Source organism: Streptosporangium brasiliense (assembly GCF_030811595.1).
GTDB classification, from domain to species: domain Bacteria; phylum Actinomycetota; class Actinomycetes; order Streptosporangiales; family Streptosporangiaceae; genus Streptosporangium; species Streptosporangium brasiliense.
Map to the genome: position 1 here is coordinate 5,388,164 of NZ_JAUSRB010000002.1, position 17,303 is coordinate 5,405,466.

Consider the following 17,303-nt stretch of genomic DNA (forward strand, 5'->3'; position numbering starts at 1 on the left):
GCTCCGGGAACCGGACGCGCGGGCGGGTGCCGCGCCCGCCGGACCTGCTCGCCCCCGCCCCCCGCCTGGCGGGCCGAGGGGCGGTCCGGCCGGTGACCACCCGTCTGGCGGGCCGAGGGGCGGTCCGGCCGGTGACCACCCGTCTGGCGGGCCGAGGGGCGGTCCGGCCGGTGACCACCCGCCCGGCGGGTGAACCGCGGACCGGTCAGCTCCCGCCCGGGGGCATCGCCGTACCGGCCCCCAGGGCCGCCACCGCGGCCGCGAGCTCCTCGCGCAGCTCGTGGCCGCGCGCGGTGAGGGAGCCGATGGCGGCCATCCGGTCCTCGCCGGACTGCCGGGACTTGCGGCGGTCGGCCGCCGAACGCGCGGACGCGGCCTTCAGGTCGGCGCGCCTGCCCTCCAGCTCCTTGCGCCGCCGCAGGAGGCTCTCGTCCGCGGTCTGCTCGATGCTCACCCGCCAGGCGGCCACCATCCGCTCCAGGTCGAGCGTCATCTCCCGCGAGACCACCGCGAACTGGTCGCGGAGCGCCCCCCGGATCGCCGCCTGGCTGCGCTGGACCTTCTCCAGGGAGCGCCGTCCCATGAAGATGGCCGCCCCGATGGCCGGGGCGACGAGGATGAAGCCCACGGGGCCGAGCAGGGCGGCGGCGAGGCCGCCGAAGGACAGTCCCATCGACGCCGACGGCAGCACGTCCCGCACCAGGTCCACGTGGCCCGGATCGTCGGCCGCCTGGTCCCCCTTGACCTGGACCTGCGTCAGGCTGGGCATCGCCCGGCCGTCGGCGGCGAGCTCCACCGGGTCGAGGCCGAGATCGCGGGCGAAGGCGTTCAGCGTGCCCTTCGCCAGGTTCTCCACGTCGTAGACGATCTGCGACCAGACGGCCTCCAGCGAGCGCTGGACGCTCTCCGGCAGCTCCGCCATGTATTTCTCCAGCTGGGCCTGGGTCTTCAGGGTGGCGATCGCGTTCTCGTACGGCTGGCGGATCTCGGCCACCCGCGCCGCCACGATCCCGGCCACCTCGCGTCCGAGGAAGGTGTTGGCCACCGCGCCCGCCCTGCGCCGGCCGGTCAGCTCGGCGAGCTCGGTCAGCTCGGCGTCCACCCCGGCGAGCCGGGCGGCGACGTCGCCCTCGTCGTCCGATCCCGCGGCGAGGTCGTCCTTGGCCCCGGCGGTCAGCGCGCCCAGCACCGACAGGGCGGCGGCGACCACGGTGGCGCCCCGCGCTGACTCCCTGCCCTCGGCGAAGCCCCGCAGGTGCCGTTCCAGCGCGTCCATGCCGCTCCGTGCCCGCAGCGAGTCCGCGCGCTCCGGCCGGCCCTCCCGCCGCTTGGCGGCGGCGGCCTCGGCGAGCTTGGCGCTCACCGGGATCCAGGGCGCCGAGAGCAGCGGGCCCAGCGTCGCCGCCCGGGCCGGGTTGTCCGCCACGGCCTGGGTCACGAAGGCCCTCAGCCGGGCCTTGTTCTCCTCCTGCAGGCTCTGCCAGTTGGCCGAGTCCTCGACCTTGGTCAGCACGAACGCGATCGCCTGGACCCGCTCGGCGGCCTCGGCGAGGAACTCCAGCTCGTGCCGGAGCACCGGCTGGTCCTGCGCGCTGAGCGTGAAGAGCAGGGCGTCGGCCCGCTGGAGCATGGCGACGGTGACCTGCCGGTGTCCCACGGTCAGGCTGTCCACCCCCGGGGTGTCGAGCAGCCGCAGGCCGTCCAGGAGCGGGCTGTCGAGGGTGATGTCCACGCTGACCACGTCACGGCGTTTGCCGGCGTCGCCGCGCATCGAGGCGTAGTCGGGGATCGACTCGACGGTGATCGGGAGCTGGACCGGCCCCTTGTCGGTGCTGCGGTGCACGACCGCGGTCAGCGCCGGGCCGCGGCGCAGGGACAGGAAGCAGTTGGTGGCGACGTCGGCGTCGACGGGCAGCAGGTCGGGGTGGCCCACCAGCGTGTTCAGCAGGCGGCTCTTGCCCCGTTTCTGCGCCCCGGCGACCACGATGTCGGTGCACTCGTCCTTCCAGCGGCCCGCGCACGCGGCCAGCACCTCCGCCAGGTCCTGCCTGCCGCACCGGCCGGCCAGCGCGTGAACCTCGTTGGCGTAGCGGAGCAGCCGGGCCACCGGGCCGTCCGGGTCGGGGGTCGTCATGATATGTGCCGTCTCTCCGGTCGAAGGGATGAATGAGTGAGGGAAGGGGCCGATGAGGTGCCTGTCAGGGGCCGTCCCGGTGGTGGTGCGCCCAGACGGCCTCACAGGCGTCGCAGAGGGCCTCCGCCGCCCGGCGCTGCCGCAGGGAGAGCGGCCGGTGGGTGAGGACGCGGAACCGGGCGCCCAGGGCGGCGGCGTAGCCGGCGATCTCGGCGCCCGGGGTGCCCGGGGGCGCGCCGAGCTGGGTCGCCAGCTCGGCGCCGGTGAGCAGGAGCTCCATGGCCCGCCGGTCGCCGGCCGGGACCATCGGGGAGGAGCACAGCGCCTCGACCACGGCGGGGTCCACGGGGATCGGGGGGAGCGGGCCGTCGCCCGCCGCGCCGGCCGGGCCCCGCTCGCCGTCGGGGGCCGCGTCCAGGGCGGCCGAGACGAGGTCCTCCAGCACGGTCAGCACGTCCCTGGCCCGATGCCCGGCGGTGCGCCCCTCGCTCATCATGGCGAGCCTGCGCCAGCGCATCGCCGCCGCCGTGGCCGCGGCGGCGATCTCCTCCCGGGAGGCTCCGGCGGGCAGGCCGAGCTGCCCGGCGGGGTCGTCGTGGCGGGCCAGGCGGAGGAGCTCGGCGGTCATCTCCTCGTCCAGCACCAGCGTCCCCCGGCCGAGGGCCTCCGCCGCGCTGAAGATCCGCAGGCCGCCGAGGGCGGTCGCGATCGGCCGGTCCTCGTCGAGCTGGGCCGCCAGCGCGTCCAGGGCCGAGCGGTCGGAGCCCAGCACGGGCGAGCGGGCGATCCGGCGGAGCCGGGTCAGGGCGTCGAGCGCCTTCAGCTGGTCGGCACGGCGGGCGAAATGGGCGAGGCCCGCCGCCACGGAGCCGGTCGCGACCCGTCCCGCCGAGGAGTATCCCGAACGTTCCAGCAGGTGGGCCGAGAGCGCCGCGGGGTCGGCGGCCTCGCCCCGCCGCAGCGCGCCGACCGCTGTGGCGATGCCGTAGCGGTGCAGCCGCTCCACCAGGCGGTGCCGTACTTCGGCCGGGATCGGCAGGTCGGGCGCCGAGCGGAAGTCGTTCAGGTCGAGGAGGTAGTCCTCCAGGTCGTCCTCGTCGAGTTCGGCCAGCCGCGACAGGGCCTTGAACTCGTCGGCCTCCAGCGGGCACGCGCGCGCGGTCTCGGCCAGCAGGCCGATCACCGGGACCACGTCGAAGACGGAGGTGCGCAGGTCCTGGTACCCCTTGGCGGCCAGCCGCCGGGCGGTCGGCCAGGGGTCGTCCTCGTCGCCGCGCCGGTCGACCTGGCCCAGTACGGCGAGGGTGTTGACGCAGCTCATGCCGCACGCGCCGGTGAGGCCACGGAACTCCGCGAGGGTGGTGTCATCAAATTTCTGGACATAGCGCAGCACATAGATCATCGCCTGCGCGCGGTCGTCCTCCTCGCCGGAGCCGAACAGCATGCTCCGGGCGGCCTGTTCGTTGGCGGCCGTCACCGTGTTCATGCCGGGGGTGTCGATGATGGTGACCGTGCGCAGCGACGGCAGGTCCAGGGTGACGCGCAGGCGCCGGATCCGGGCCACGTCCACGCCGAGATCGGCGGGGAGCCGGTGGCCGGGCAGCAGCCGTGAGTGGGCCACCCCGCCGTCGGTGAGCTCGGCGGTGACGAGGCCGTCGTCCTCGCCGTACTCGTACTGGGTGACCACGAAGGTGCACTCGCCGGCGTCCACCGGGGCGACGGGCAGCCCCAGCAGCGCGTTCACCAGAGTGGACTTCCCGCTGCTCACCGCGCCGGCCACGGCCACCCGCAGTGGCGCGTCGAGGCCGGCGCGCACCTGCTCGACCCGTCCGCGCAGCTCCGCCCCGGCCAGCCTGGCCGAGGTGGTCTCGCACAGGCGGCGCAGCAGCTCCACCGGGCCGGCGGTCACGCGTCACCGCCGGAGCGCGGGGTCCGGCCGTCCTCGCCGCCGTCCACCGGACCGTCCGGGCTGCCTGAGCCGTCCGCAGGGCCGCCTGAGCCGTCCGGACCGTCCGGGGCGCCCTGCGGCGCGTCCGCGAGGGCCGGACCGTCCGGGGTGTCCTGTGGCGCGTCCATGCCGGCCGGGCCGGATCCGCCGTGGGCGAGGGCGCCCGGGCCGGGCAGCAGGGAGAGGTCCGCCCTGTCCGACGAGAACGTCTGTTCGAGCATGTTCCGGTGTTCCTCCTCCGTCGGGCCGGGGACCGCCTCGAAGAGGAGTCGACGCAGTTCAGTCAGGTCGTCTGACTCCTCCCCGAGCGGTCCGGACCCCGAATTGTCACGGTCCAATATCATGACGACTTACCTCATACCGGGTGATCGTTCGACGTGGTGTCATTGGCTGATTTCCACCCCGGGAGGATGTGTGACCGATGACGAGCGCGTCGCTGAGCAGTACCGTCGAGGACGAAAGTCTTCTCGTCGCCGCCGCGCGGGCGGGTGACGAGCCCGCCTTCGCCGAGCTGTGGTCGAGTGTGCGGCGCCAGGCCTTCGGCGTCTGTTATCACCTGACCGGAAACCGGGCCGACGCGCTCGACGCGCTGCAGGAGACACAGCTCGCCGCCTGGCGGGGACTGGCCGCCTTCGAGGGCAGGGCGTCCTTCCGGGCCTGGGTCGTCGTCATCGCGCGCAACGCCGCCCACGCGGTGGTCCGGCGCCGCTCGCCCGCCGGGGTGTTCTTCGCCGAGGTGACCGAGGAGTCGTTGGTCGCCGCCCCCTTCGAGGACGTCGTCGCCCAGCTGGCCGACCTGCGCCGGGCGCTGGACACGCTGCCGGCCTCCCACCGGGAGGCGCTGCTGCTGTGGGCGGGCGGGCTCACCTACGAACAGGTGGCGGCCTTGATGGAGGTGCCGCTCAACACGGTGAGAGTCTGGATCCTGCGGGCCAGGCGGCGGCTCCAGACGGGGCTGGCCGCCGGCTGAGCCCCTCACGGCGCCGTCCCCGCGCCGGGCGGCCCGTGACGGTAGACGGCGACCTGCGGCACGCGGATCACCCGGTCGCCGTCGGCATACCCGCGCTTGACGGTCTCCGCGACGACGTCGTGCAGCTCCGGCCGCTCGGTCGGCTCGGTGCCGAACGCCTCGTGGACACGCGGGTCGAAGCGCTGCCCGTCCGCGACGATCTCCCGGACGCCGGCCCGGTTCAGCCCGTCCAGCAGCGTGCCGGCCAGCCGGGGATGTCGCTCGGCGATCTGGTCCCGGCAGCCGATGCACGCCTCCACCAGGGCGGCACGCCCCGGAGGGCCCCCGGCGAACAGGCGCTCCACCTGCTGGGTGAGCGCCTGGCTGATCCCGCTCCCGGCGACCTCGGCCAGCGCGTCCGCCAGCGGGTCGGAGGCGCTCTGAGGCCGGGCGGCCCGCGGCGGCCCACTGGAAGCCCCCGGATCCCCGGGCGGCGGGTGCGCTCCGGCGGCCGGCGCCTGCGCCACTACGGGCGGCGACGGTACGGCGCCCGGCGTCTGCGCGGGCGTCTGCGGTGCTGCGGGCGGCATGGCCGGCGCCTGCGCCGCCACGGGCGGCGACGGTACGGCGGGCGGCATGGCGGGTGTCCGGGGCACCGGTGGAGTGCTCCCGGCGGGCGGGAACGCCGAGCCGGGGGGCTCCGGGAGGCCGGGCCCGCCCTGCCACGGTCCCTGAGCGGGGCCGGGGCGTCTGCTCCGCCGCCACAGGAGGAGCCCCGCGCCGGTCGCGGCGAGGACTCCGGCCGCCGCCAGCCCCAGCGGCAGCGGGCCGAGCCCGCCCACCGTCCATGCCCCGCCGGGGCCGAGGCCGCCCGTGGTCCTCGCCGTGCCGGGGCCGACCCGCTGATCTCCGGTCCGCGGAAGCCGGCCGCCGTCTCCGTCCGCGCCGCCGTCCGCCCGGGACGGCGGCGCCACGGCGCCGGCCGGCTGCCCGCCGGACCCCGCCACCTGGCCGCAGCCTGTCACCGTCAGGCAGGCCAGGAGCAGCAGGGGCAGGAGCGCGCGTCGGTCTGTCATCGGTCGCCTTCCTCGTCGGCGGCCCGTGTGACCCTGGTCCGGGTTCCCCTCCTGGTGAGATCACACGGGCCCTGCCGATACGTGTGATCAGGCGGTCGGGAAGGGGCCCTGGGTCTGGGTGTAGTCGGAGACCCCGTCGCCGTTGATGTCGACCCGGGCCTCGTCGACGTATCCGTCGCCGTCGTTGTCGAGGTAGACGACGTCGGTCACGCCGTCACCGTCGAGGTCGTGACGCTCCTCGTCGGCGTAGCCGTCGCCGTCGTAGTCGATCAGCTGGGTGTCGGTGCCGCCGTCGCCGTCGTAGTCGACCAGGTCCGTGGAGGTCACGTCGAAATCGCTCATTGTCCGATCCTTTCGAGTGGTGTTCGTCAGCGGAGAGTGGCGGCCGCGACGGATTGTTACACCGGGACCGGAGATTTCCCGCCGGGCCAGCGCCCGGCGGGTCCCGCGGCGCCGCCTCAGCTCAGCGCGCGGGCGGTGTGGATCAGCGGCACGTGGCTGAACGCCTGCGGGAAGTTGCCGACCATGCGGCCGTAGCGGGGGTCGTACTCCTCGGCGAGCAGGCCGACGTCGTTGCGCAGGCTCAGCAGGCGCTCGAACAGCTTCACGGCCTCGTCCTTGCGGCCGATCATCGCCAGCGCCTCGGCCAGCCAGAAGCTGCACGCCAGGAAGGCGCCCTCACCGCCGGGCAGGCCGTCCACGTCGTTGTCGGCGGCCACCGGGTAGCGCAGCAGGAAGCCGTCGACCAGCAGCTCGCGCTGGACCGCCTCCACCGTGCCGACCACGCGCGGGTCGTCCGGCGGCAGGAAGCCGACGATCGGGATCAGCAGCAGGGAGGCGTCCAGCTCCGGTGAGCCGTACGACTGGGTGAAGGTGTTGCGCGCCCCGTCGAACCCCTTGTCGCAGACCTCGGCGTGGATCCGGTTGCGCAGCTCCTTCCAGCGCTCCACCGGGCCGGTGCGGCTGAAGCTCTCCATCTGCTTGACCGCCCGGTCCAGGGCCACCCAGCACATCACCTTGGAGTGGGTGAAGTGGCGGCGCGGGCCGCGGACCTCCCACAGTCCCTCGTCGGGCTCGTCCCAGTGCTCTTCCACGTATCCGACGAGCTCGCGTTGGATGGTCCAGGCCCGTTCGTCCGGCTCCATGCCCGACACGCGCGACAGGTACAGGGCGTTCATCACCTCCCCGTAGACGTCCAGCTGGAGCTGGTTGACCGCGCCGTTGCCGATCCGGACCGGTCCGGAGCCCTCGTAGCCGGGAAGCCAGTCGAGCTCCAGCTCCGTCAGCCGGCGCTCACCCGACACGCTGTACATGATCTGCAGGTCCTGCGCGCGCCCCGCGATCGCCCGCAGCAGCCACGCCCGCCAGGCGCGGGCCTCGCCCAGGAACCCGCCGCCGATGAGGGCCTCAAGTGTCATGGTGGCGTCGCGCAGCCAGCAGAAGCGGTAGTCCCAGTTGCGCACTCCGCCGAGGTCCTCGGGCAGGGAGGTGGTGGGGGCGGCGACGATGCCGCCGGTGGGCTCGTAGGTGAGCGCCTTGAGCGTGATGAGGGAGCGGACCACGGCCTCGCGCCACGGGCCCTGGTAGGTGCACTCCGCCACCCACTCGGCCCACAGCGACTCGGTCTCGGTCAGCTGCTCCAGGGGGTCGATCTCGACCGGCCTGGGCTCGTGCGAGGGGTGCCAGGTGAACACGAACGCCAGGCGCTCGCCGGCCGAGACCCGGAACCTCGCCCGGTGCGCGTAGTCGCCGCCCTGCAGGGGGACGGGGGAGTGCAGCCACGCCGAGTCGGGCCCGCCGATGGCCTGCAGCAGGCCGTCGCTGCGGCGCACCCAGGGCACGATCCGGCCGTAGTCGAAGCGGATGCGGATCTCGGTGGCCATCTCTACCGTGCCCGACACGCCTTCCACGATCCTGACCAGGTCGGGGTTGGTCTGCCGCGCGGGCATGAAGTCGATCACCCGGACGGTGCCGCCCGGGGTGTCCCATTCGCTCTCCAGCACCAGGGACTCGCCCCTGTAGTGCCGCCGGGTGGCGGCGGGCCGCCCGGCGTCGGCCGGGCCGAGCCACCACTGCCCGTTCTGCTTGTCGCCGAGCAGCGCCGCGAAGCACGCCGGTGAGTCGAAACGGGGCAGGCAGAGCCAGTCGATCGCGCCGTCCCGCCCGATCAGGGCGGCTGACTGCATGTCTCCGATGAGAGCGTAATCCTCGATCCGCATGTGCTTGACGCTAATACCTCAATACCTCCGCCGACCGCCGATCAGCCTCCGGGCCGCATCCGGGGCATGAAGAACTGGGTCAGCGGCCCGATCGCGAGGGCGAAGACCACCGTGCCGACGCCCACGGTGCCGCCGAGCAGCCAGCCGACGGCCAGCGCCGTGACCTCGATGAGCGTGCGGGCCGCGCGGATGGACAGGCCGAGGCGGTTGAGGCCGGTCATCAGGCCGTCGCGCGGGCCCGGACCGAGGCCCGCGCCGATGTAGAGGCCGGTCGCGGCGGCGGTGGCGACGACGCCGAGCAGCAGGTAGGCCCAGCGGACGGCCAGCGGCTCCGGGGTCGGGGCCAGCCACATGGCGACGTCGGCGAACACGCCGAGGAAGACGACGTTGCTGATGGTGCCGATCCCCGGCTTCTGCTTGAGCGGGATCCACAGCAGCATGACCAGGGCCCCCACCAGGATGATCCAGGTGCCGATGGACAGGCCCATGTGGATGGACAGTCCCTGGTGGAAGACGTCCCAGGGGCTGCCGCCGAGGTGCGACTCGATCTGCAGGCCGATTCCGACGCCGTAGAGCGCCAGGCCCGCGTACAGGCGCGTGAGCCGGCTGGGGATGGAACCGAGGGCGGGAAGGGAAATTTCACTCATGATGGCCTTAATCGTCCAGGCCATTGGCCGCCAAAAAAAGAGCCAATCATGAAAAGTGGACTTATAATGGTTGGCATGGACCGGTATCTGAGCGGACCCCAGCTCGCCCGCCTGGTGGCGATCGCCCCCGACACCAGGCCCTACTACAGCGCGCTTGCCCAGGCCGTGCGGTCGCTGATCCTCGACGGGCGGCTGCCGGTGCGGATGCGCATGCCGGCCGAGCGACACCTCGCCGAGGCCCTGAGCGTCAGCCGGACGACCGTGACGGCGGCCTACGACCGGCTGCGCGAGCAGGGATATCTGGAGAGCAGGCAGGGGGCGGGGAGCTGGACCGCGCTGCCCGACCCGGGCTCGATGGGCGCGGAGAACCCGTGGATCGCCGCCAACGACGACGGGCTGCTGCCCCTGCACGCCGCCGCCCCGCTCGCGCCCGCGGCGCTCCCCGCGGCGATCGACTTCGCCGCCGAGCACTACCGGCGCCACGCGCTCGGCATCGGCTACGGCCCGCTCGGGATCGCGCCGCTGCGCCAGGCCATCGCGGCCCGCTACACCGAGCGGGGGCTGGCCACCCGGCCCGAGCAGATCCTGGTCACCTCGGGCGCCCAGCACGCGCTCCACCTGGTGGCCGAGATGCTGCTGCCGGCCGGTGACGCGTTCCTGATGGAGTCGCCCACCTACCCGCACGCGATGGACGTGGCCAGGGCGCGCGGCGCCCGGATCGTCCCGGTCGGCGTCCCCGACGACGGCTGGCACCTGGACCTGCTGACCTGCGCGATGCGCCAGTCGGCCGCCCGCCTCGCCTATGTGATCCCCGACTTCCAGAACCCGACCGGCCACCTGATGGACGACGCCACGCGGGCCGGTCTGGCCGGCGCGGCCAGGAAGTACGGCGCCACGCTCATCGTGGACGAGACCTGGCACGAGCTGGCGATCGACGACGTGCCCGCGGCGCCGCCGCTGGCCGCATTCGACACCGACGGGCGGGTGATCACCATCGGGTCGGCGTCCAAGCTGTGGTGGGGCGGGCTGCGCATCGGCTGGATCCGCGCCACCGCCGCCATGGTCCGCAGCCTGGCCGTGCTCCGCGCGGGCGTGGACATCGCCAGCCCGATCTTCGAGCAGCTGGTCGTGACGAGGCTGTTCGAGGACATCGAGGAGACCAGGGCCGAGCGCCGCCGGACCCTGCGCGCGTCCAGGGAGGCCCTGGTGGCCGCGGTGACGGAGCGGATGCCCGAGTGGAGCTTCACGGTGCCCAAGGGCGGCGGCTCGCTCTGGGTGCGGCTGGAGAGCCCCTCGGCCACCTCGCTGGCCGACGCGGCGGCCTGTCACGGCGTACGGCTCGCCCCCGGCACCTGGTTCGGCGTGGACGGCACGCTGGAGAGCCGGCTCCGCCTGCCCTTCACCCAGCCCCCGCAGATCCTCACCGAAGCGGTGGACCGCATCGCCGAGGCCAGGGTCAGAGGCCCCTACGGCACCCGTCCCGCCCGGCCGCTCACCCCCGCGCTGTGAGGTCTACTCGGAGGTGACCCCCCTGGCCAGCGGGGCGCGCAGCCGTAGCCGCATGGCCGCGATGCGCAGCCCGAAGGCGAGCACGGCGGCGGCCAGCGTCGCGGGCCAGCCGTGCAGGTCGAGGGTGTAGAGCGCGGCCATGACCGCCGAGCCCAGCATGGCGGGCACCGCGTAGAGCTGGCGGTCGTAGAGCAGGCTCGGGATCTGGCCGGCGAGGACGTCGCGCAGGACGCCGCCGCCGACCGCCGTGGTGACCCCGAGCAGGGCCCCGTGCAGCGGGCTGAGCCCGACGTTCATCGCCTTCTCGGTGCCGACCGCGCAGAACAGGCCCAGACCCGCCGCGTCGAGCACGTCCACCGCGGGCATCACCCGCTGCACGTGCGGATGCCAGAAGAAAACGATCACCGTGGCGGCGACCGGCACGAGCACGTAGCCGATGCTGAAGAAGGCGGCCGGCCGTACGTTGAGGATCAGGTCGCGCAGGATCCCGCCGCCCAGCGCCGTCATCTCGGCGAGCACCGCCATGCCCACCACGTCCAGCCGCTTGCGGACGCCCACGAGGGCACCGGAGAGAGCGAAGACGAAGATTCCGACGAGGTCGAGCACCTGGTTCACGAGTAAATCATCCCATGACCGGCTCTATGTGATTCACCTTTGATGTGACGGGGGCCCGGCCCCCGCGGCGTCGTGGTGCTCGCGCATCATGACGCGGAGCCTGCCGACGGCCGCCAGCAGCGCCAGGCCCGCCACGACGGCGATCGCCGCGAGCGTCAGGAAGTACGCGGGATCCGACAGGTAGTTCTTCAGCCGGGCGGTCTGCCCGCCCACGGCGTCGCCCACCGAGACGGCGATGAACCACACCCCGAGCATCTGCCCCTTGAACGCCTGGGGGGCGAGCTTGGCGGTGACCGAGAGCCCGACCGGGCTCAGCGACAGCTCGCCGAAGACCTGGACGAGGTAGACCAGCACCAGCCACCACACCGAGATCCTCCCGCCCGCGGCGGACCTGGCGGCCAGGGCCATGACCACGAAGCTCAGGGCGATCATGAACAGCGCGAAGGCGAACTTCTGCGGAGCGGTCACCCGGTTGCCCAGCTTGATCCAGAGCGCGGCGAAGACCGGCACGAAGATCATGATGAACAGCGGGTTGAACGACTGCGTGGTCGCGGCCGTGATCCGGACGCCGAACAGCGACAGGTCGGTCTTGTCCTGGGCGAAGAACAGCAGCACGGTCGGGGCCAGGTCGTAGATCATCCAGAAGACGGCGGCGGCGATGAACAGCCAGATGTAGGCCTTCAGCCGGATCCGCTCGTCCTCGGTCAGGCTGTGGCTGCCGAACAGCACGTAGGCGAAGTAGACCACCGGGACCACGACGATGATCACCGTCATCACGAGCGCGAAGGTGTCGAGGTCGAAGGTGCCCGACGCCATCCAGACGGCCAGGGCGCCGGCGACCACGACGGCGGCGGACAGGGAGGCCAGGACGAAGTGCCGGTGCTCCTGCGGGGTCAGCCGGTGGCCGGGCTCCTCGCCCACGCCCCTGAGGTGGGGCCGGCCCAGCACGTACTGGGCCAGGCCCAGCGCCATGCCGACCGCCGCAGCGCCGAAGCCCAGGTGCCACCGGCCGTCGGCGGCGAGCCAGCCGACGACGACGGGGGCGATGAAGGCGCCGAGGTTGATGCCGAGATAGAAGATGGAGAAACCCGCGTCCCTGCGCGCGTCGTCGTCCTCCGGATAGAGCTTGCCGACCATCGCCGAGATGTTCGGCTTCAGCAGCCCGGTGCCGATGATGATGAGCAGCAGGCCGAGCGCGACGAAGACGCCCGTCCTGACGGGGACGGCCATGCTGATGTGGCCGCACATGATGATGAAGCCGCCCCACAGCACCGCCCTGCGGGCGCCCAGGACGCGGTCGGCCACCCAGCCGCCGGGCAGCGCCACCAGATAGATGAGGGCGCCGTAGATGCCGACGATCGCGGTGGCGGTCTGCTGCGTCAGGCCCAGGCCGCCCATGGCGGGGGAGGCGGCCATGAAGGTGGCCAGGATGGCCCGTAGGCCGTACCAGCTGAAGCGCTCCCACATCTCGGTGCCGAACAGCGTGGCGAGGCCCCGCGGCTGCCCGAAAAAAGTCTTCTCACGTGCCTGTGTCCCCGATGTCATGCGACCCCCCGGTGTCAACATGTGATCGGGTTCTAACTTTACGTACGCTCCCCGCGGCGGCGGTGAGGCAGGTTGTGCATTGCGGTCTTTCTTCTCACGGGCAGGGTCTTGTCCCGGGCAACGCCGTGTGGTGCGATGCATGCCACTCATGCAAGTGAGCACTTTCAGGAGGCGCGTCATGGCCGGTGTCCTTGAAGAGCGTGCGGCGATCGAGCGGGAGATCGCGGGCCGCACCGTCTGCGCGCAGTTGAGGGAGGCGGCGGAGCACAACCCCGATGCCCCGGCCTATTCCGATCCGGCCGGCGAGGGCTGGACCACCCTGACCTACGCCGAGGCCCGGCAGCGGGTCCTGGAGATCGCCGCCGGATTCGCCGCCCTCGGGCTGCGGCCGGGTGAGGCGGTCGCGCTGATGATGGTCAACCGCAGCGAGCACGTCCTGGCCGACCTGGGCGCCGTCCACGCGGGCGGCATGTCGTGCTCGGTCTACTCCACCTTCGCCCCCGACCAGGTGGCCTTCGTCGCCGGAGACGTCGGCGCCAGGATCGTGGTGCTGGGCGGCCCGGCCGAGCTGGCCCGGTGGGAGCCGGTGCTGGAGGCGCTCCCCGAGATCGGCAAGGTCATCATGCTGGAGGGCGCCCCGTCCGGTGACCGCTTCCTCTCCTGGGACGACTTCCTCGCCCTGGGGCGCGAGCGGCTCGCCGCCGACCCCGCCGCGGTCGACGCCCGCTGGCGGGCCGTGACCGCCGACGACGTCCTGACGGTCCTGTACACCTCGGGCACCACCGGCAACCCCAAGGGCGTGCCGCTGACCCATGCCAACGTGTTCTTCGAGGTCGTGGCCACCAGCCGGATGGTCGAGCTGCCCGACAGGGGCACCCAGATCTCCTACCTCACCTACGCCCACATCGCCGAGCGGGTGCTCAGCCTCTACCTGCCGCTGTTCAAGATCTCCCACACCCACTTCTGCACCGACATCGCCCAGCTCGGCGCCGTCCTCGGACAGGTCAAGCCGGTGCTGTTCTTCGGGGTCCCGCGCGTGTGGGAGAAGATGATGGCCCGCCTGCAGGCGCTGCTGGCCGCCCAGCCGCCGGAGCAGCAGGAGAGCGTGCGCGCCGCCATGGCCGCCGGTCTCGCCCACGTCGAGGCCAGCCAGTACGGGCGGACGCCGTCGCCCGAGGTCCAGGCCGCCTACGAGCAGGCCGACGCCGCGCTGCTGTCGATCATCCGCTCGATGATCGGCCTCGACAGGGCGGCCTGGCTGGCCAGCGCCGCCGCGCCGATGCCGCTGGAGGTCCAGCGCTTCTTCGCCGGCCTCGGCATGCGCGTGATCGACGTGTACGGCATGACCGAGACGACGGGCGCCTTCACCGCCAACGCCCCCGACCGCTTCAAGCTCGGCACGGTCGGCCAGGCCGGTCCGGGCGTCGAGGTCCGCATCGCCGAGGACGGGGAGATCGTCACCCGCAGCCCCGCCAACGCCCACGGCTACCTGAACAGGCCCGAGGCGACCGCCGAGCTGCTGGACGAGGACGGCTGGCTGCACACCGGCGACGTGGGCTCGATCGACGAGGACGGCTTCGTGCGCATCGTCGACCGGAAGAAGGAGCTCATCATCACCTCCGGCGGCGAGAACATCTCACCGGCCAACATCGAGAACTACCTCAAGGAGCACCCCCTCATCGGGCAGGCCCTCGCCTACGGCGACGGCAGGCCGTACCCGGTGGCGGTCCTCACCCTCGACGGCGAGGTCGCCCCCGGCTGGGCGCAGGGGCGCGGCATCGAGTTCGGCACCCTGGCCGAGCTCGCCGAGCACCCCGACGTCCTCAAGACCGTCGAGGACGCGGTCGCCGAGGCCAACGGGAAACTCGCCCGCGTCCAGCAGGTCAAGCGCTGGCGGCTGCTGCCGGTGGAGTGGACGGCCGAGACCCAGGAGCTCACCCCGAGCCTGAAACTCAAGCGCCGGATCATCCACGCCAAGTACGCCGAGGTGATCGACGGCATGTACGAGGACTGAATCCGCGGCACGGCCGGCGAGGGCGCCCGCCCCCGCCCCGCCCAGCCGGCGGGCGGGGCGGGCGGCGCTTTGCCCAATCAGCCGTGTGTCGTCTCCTCGGTCATTACCGGGCCTTTCCTAGCGTCCTGTCCATGACCATGAGAGTCCTTCTTCCAATCCTGGCGGCGGGGGCCGGCGCCGTGCCGTCGGGGGCCGTCGTCCCGCCGGCGTGGGCCGAGCCGCCCGCCGCCGTGGATCTGGCGATCCACTCCATCACCCTGACCCCCGGGGCCCCCGTGGTCGGGCCGTCGGACACGGTGCGCCTGGTGATCGAGGTGGTGGCCCGCGGGGTCGCGAGCCCGGACGGGGTGACGGTCCGCGTCGAACCGGGCGCGCCGCCCGAGCCGGGGACGGACGCTCCCGCCGACGCCGAGTCCGGTCCGGCACCACAGACCGTCCGGATCCCCGTGCCGGACGCCCCGCCGTACGTCCCCCCTCCGCAGGAGGTCGGGCCGGCGCCCGCCGTGCTCGATCTCGTCGTCCCGGGCCACGCCGCCCGGGGCCGGCGGACCGGGCCGGCGGCGGGGCCCGCCGGGCGGGCCGGGACGGAGTGGGAGACCTGGCGGTTCCGGCCGGACAAGAGGCTGAGCCGCTGGTATCCCGCCGGGCGCTGGACCGTCGCCGCGACCGCCGAGGGAGCCGGTGGCGAGACGGTCACCGAGTACGCCGAGTTCCGGTTGAGGCGCGAGACGAAGTTCAGCGCCGTCCAGGCGGTCAGGAGGGGGGCGCAGGTGGAGGTCAAGGGCGTGCTGAACCGGGTCGACCCGCAGGGATATCTGGACTACGCCCCCTTCCCCGGCCAGAGCGTCGAGATCCTGCACCGGGCGGCGCCGCGGGAGAGGTGGACCAGGACGGCCGAGGCCACGACCGACCTGCAGGGCCACTTCGCCCAGAACGTGGCGGGCCACCGCGGGGGCGAGTGGCGGGCCAGGTTCACCGGGACGGGACGTTACGCCGCCAGACACAGCCGCGTCCACGGAGCCTCCCCGGGCTGAGGCGTGTCCGGGGGCCGGATCACCTCGCGGGGCCGAACCAGGCGGCCAGCGTCTCGCCGAGGCTGTCGCGCCCGCCCGCCCAGGCCACGTATCCGTCGGGCCGCACCAGCAGGGCGCCGGTGTCCGTCGCGGCCTGGGCGACCACCGCGCGCACCCGGTCCCGGTGCCCCGCCACGGCCTCGCCGGGCCAGCTCTCCCCGGGCGCCCCGACGAGCAGCCCGCGGCCGTCCGTCAGCAGCCCGTCGGCCGGGACCGCCGCGCTCCGCGCCTGCCCGCCCAGCGGCCCCACCGGCGCCGTCTCTCCCAGCGGCGGGACGAAGCGGCCGACCAGGGGCCCGGCGGCGCCGGGCGCGTAGTCCACGTCCGTGCCCTCGACCATCGCCGCGAAGTGCCGCCGGGCGTCGGGCAGCTCCAGCACCTCGGCCAGCACCTCCCGCAGCGCGTCCACCTGGGCCCCCGGCCGCATGAGTGCCACCTGCGCCCGGGTGTCGCGCAGCACCCGGGCGGCCACCGGGTGCCGCTCGGCGGTATAGGTGTCGAGGAGGCTGTCGGGGGCCAGCCCGCGTGCCACCAGGGCGAGTTTCCATCCCAGGTTGAGGGCGTCCTGCAGGCCGAGGTTGAGCCCCTGCCCGCCGATGGGCGAGTGGACGTGCGCCGCGTCCCCGGCCAGCAGGACCCTGCCCTTGCGGTAGGTGTCGGCGTGCCGGGTGTTGTCGCCGTAGCGGATGCCGGTCTCCAACCGGGTGACGACCACGTCGATGCCGGTCACGCGCCGCAGGCTCTCCTGCAGCTCCGGGGCCGTCACCGGCGCGTCCCGATCACCCGGCCCGCCGTCGAACTCGACGGTGGCGATCTCGCCCGGCACCAGCGACAGGTTCACCAGCCCGCCGGGGCCGCGCAAGGATGAGGTGATGGCGCCGGGGTCGGCCAGCTCGGCCTCCGCGGTCCGCCCGGTCATGGTCGCGGGCGTGCCGGAGAAGGCGAACCCGGACCGCTTGCGCACGACGCTCCGCCCGCCGTCGCAGCCGACCAGGTATGACCCGCGTACCACGCGCCCGTCGGCGAGGGTGGCGGCGACGCCCGTCCCGTCCTGCGTCACTTCCGTCACCCCGCAGCCCTGGCGGACCGTGACCCCGAGCTCGGCGGCCCGCGTGGCCAGCACGCTTTCGAGCCGGTGCTGCTTGAGCATGAGGTATTCGGCGCCGCCGGCCGGCTCCAGCAGCGGCAGCCCGCTGAAGTGCCCCCTGATCATGCCCTTCTGGACCACCTCGACCATGAGGGCGACCACGTCCGCCTGGGCGGACGGGCCGCCCGCCACGCCGTCGCCCGATCCGCCGTCCCCGCTCAGCTCGTCGAACATCGCCTGCTGTGCCTCGGCCAGCGGCCCGGTCAGGCCGCGCAGGGCCAGCGACCGCAGGGTGCGCGCGTTGAGCGAGCGCAGGCCGAGGCTACGGGTCCTGCGGTCCTCGTCCGAGGCCGCTTCCAGGACCAGCGCGTCGGCCCCGGCCAGGGTCAGCTCACAGGCCAGCAGCAGGCCGACCGGCCCGCCGCCCACGATGATCACATCAGTCATCCGACTCTCCTTGCTTACGTCGTATGCTTACGCCGTAAGT

Annotated in this window: 14 protein-coding genes; 4 read left to right on the top strand and 10 right to left on the bottom strand. The window is 73.4% G+C overall.

The genetic code is table 11. The features are described from left to right. Positions 1–205: 205 nt before the first annotated feature. The 3 genes from J2S55_RS33210 to J2S55_RS33220 form a co-directional block, all read right to left on the bottom strand. Positions 206–2,134, bottom strand: coding sequence for a dynamin family protein (locus J2S55_RS33210; protein ID WP_306868930.1), 1,929 nt, complete (start codon positions 2,132–2,134; stop codon positions 206–208). Between the two features lie 64 nt (positions 2,135–2,198). Further along, on the bottom strand, positions 2,199–4,043 hold the full coding sequence (locus J2S55_RS33215) for a dynamin family protein (RefSeq protein ID WP_306868932.1): 1,845 nt from the start codon (positions 4,041–4,043) through the stop codon (positions 2,199–2,201). Beyond that, positions 4,040–4,303, bottom strand: a complete 264-nt coding sequence (locus J2S55_RS33220; protein ID WP_306868934.1) for a hypothetical protein — start codon at positions 4,301–4,303, stop codon at positions 4,040–4,042. The genes J2S55_RS33215 and J2S55_RS33220 overlap by 4 nt, the downstream gene beginning before the upstream one ends. A 200-nt stretch (positions 4,304–4,503) precedes the next feature. On the opposite strand from J2S55_RS33220, the gene J2S55_RS33225 reads away from it, so the two are divergent. Beyond that, positions 4,504–5,052, top strand: a complete 549-nt coding sequence (locus tag J2S55_RS33225; RefSeq protein WP_306868937.1) for an RNA polymerase sigma factor — start codon at positions 4,504–4,506, stop codon at positions 5,050–5,052. A 5-nt stretch (positions 5,053–5,057) separates the two neighbouring features. On the opposite strand, the gene J2S55_RS33230 is transcribed toward J2S55_RS33225, so the two are convergent. The 4 genes from J2S55_RS33230 to yczE all read right to left on the bottom strand — a co-directional run bounded on the left by J2S55_RS33230 (position 5,058) and on the right by yczE (position 8,973). Next, positions 5,058–6,107, bottom strand: coding sequence for a nucleotide exchange factor GrpE (locus J2S55_RS33230; RefSeq protein WP_306868938.1), 1,050 nt, complete (start codon positions 6,105–6,107; stop codon positions 5,058–5,060). A gap of 87 nt (positions 6,108–6,194) precedes the next feature. Continuing rightward, the gene (locus J2S55_RS33235; protein ID WP_306868940.1) at positions 6,195–6,449 is read right to left on the bottom strand and encodes a hypothetical protein; all 255 of its coding nucleotides are present in this window, start codon (positions 6,447–6,449) and stop codon (positions 6,195–6,197) included. A gap of 116 nt (positions 6,450–6,565) precedes the next feature. Then, the gene (locus J2S55_RS33240) at positions 6,566–8,326 is read right to left on the bottom strand and encodes a glycoside hydrolase family 15 protein (RefSeq protein WP_306868942.1); all 1,761 of its coding nucleotides are present in this window, start codon (positions 8,324–8,326) and stop codon (positions 6,566–6,568) included. Positions 8,327–8,367: 41 nt separating this feature from the next. Beyond that, positions 8,368–8,973, bottom strand: coding sequence for a membrane protein YczE (gene yczE, locus J2S55_RS33245; protein ID WP_306868945.1), 606 nt, complete (start codon positions 8,971–8,973; stop codon positions 8,368–8,370). 75 nt (positions 8,974–9,048) lie between these two features. On the opposite strand from yczE, the gene yczR reads away from it, so the two are divergent. Further along, positions 9,049–10,482 (top strand): MocR-like transcription factor YczR, encoded by a 1,434-nt coding sequence (gene yczR / locus J2S55_RS33250; RefSeq protein WP_306868947.1) that lies wholly within the window; start codon positions 9,049–9,051, stop codon positions 10,480–10,482. 3 nt (positions 10,483–10,485) lie between these two features. Here the strand turns inward: yczR and J2S55_RS33255 are convergent, their stop codons facing one another. Both J2S55_RS33255 and J2S55_RS33260 read right to left on the bottom strand, forming a co-directional pair. Next, a complete protein-coding gene (locus J2S55_RS33255) occupies positions 10,486–11,097 on the bottom strand; it encodes a trimeric intracellular cation channel family protein (protein WP_306868950.1) in 612 nt (203 codons plus the stop codon). Positions 11,098–11,130: 33 nt separating this feature from the next. Continuing rightward, a complete protein-coding gene (locus tag J2S55_RS33260; protein ID WP_306868951.1) occupies positions 11,131–12,642 on the bottom strand; it encodes a peptide MFS transporter in 1,512 nt (503 codons plus the stop codon). A gap of 178 nt (positions 12,643–12,820) precedes the next feature. On the opposite strand from J2S55_RS33260, the gene J2S55_RS33265 reads away from it, so the two are divergent. Both J2S55_RS33265 and J2S55_RS33270 read left to right on the top strand, forming a co-directional pair. Continuing rightward, positions 12,821–14,656, top strand: coding sequence for an AMP-dependent synthetase/ligase (locus J2S55_RS33265; protein ID WP_306868953.1), 1,836 nt, complete (start codon positions 12,821–12,823; stop codon positions 14,654–14,656). A 131-nt stretch (positions 14,657–14,787) separates the two neighbouring features. Further along, the gene (locus J2S55_RS33270; RefSeq protein ID WP_306868955.1) at positions 14,788–15,690 is read left to right on the top strand and encodes a COG1361 family protein; all 903 of its coding nucleotides are present in this window, start codon (positions 14,788–14,790) and stop codon (positions 15,688–15,690) included. A 19-nt stretch (positions 15,691–15,709) separates the two neighbouring features. Here the strand turns inward: J2S55_RS33270 and J2S55_RS33275 are convergent, their stop codons facing one another. After that, positions 15,710–17,263: an FAD-dependent monooxygenase gene (locus J2S55_RS33275; protein WP_306868956.1), complete on the bottom strand. Its 1,554-nt coding sequence runs from the start codon at positions 17,261–17,263 to the stop codon at positions 15,710–15,712. Positions 17,264–17,303: the final 40 nt, after the last annotated feature.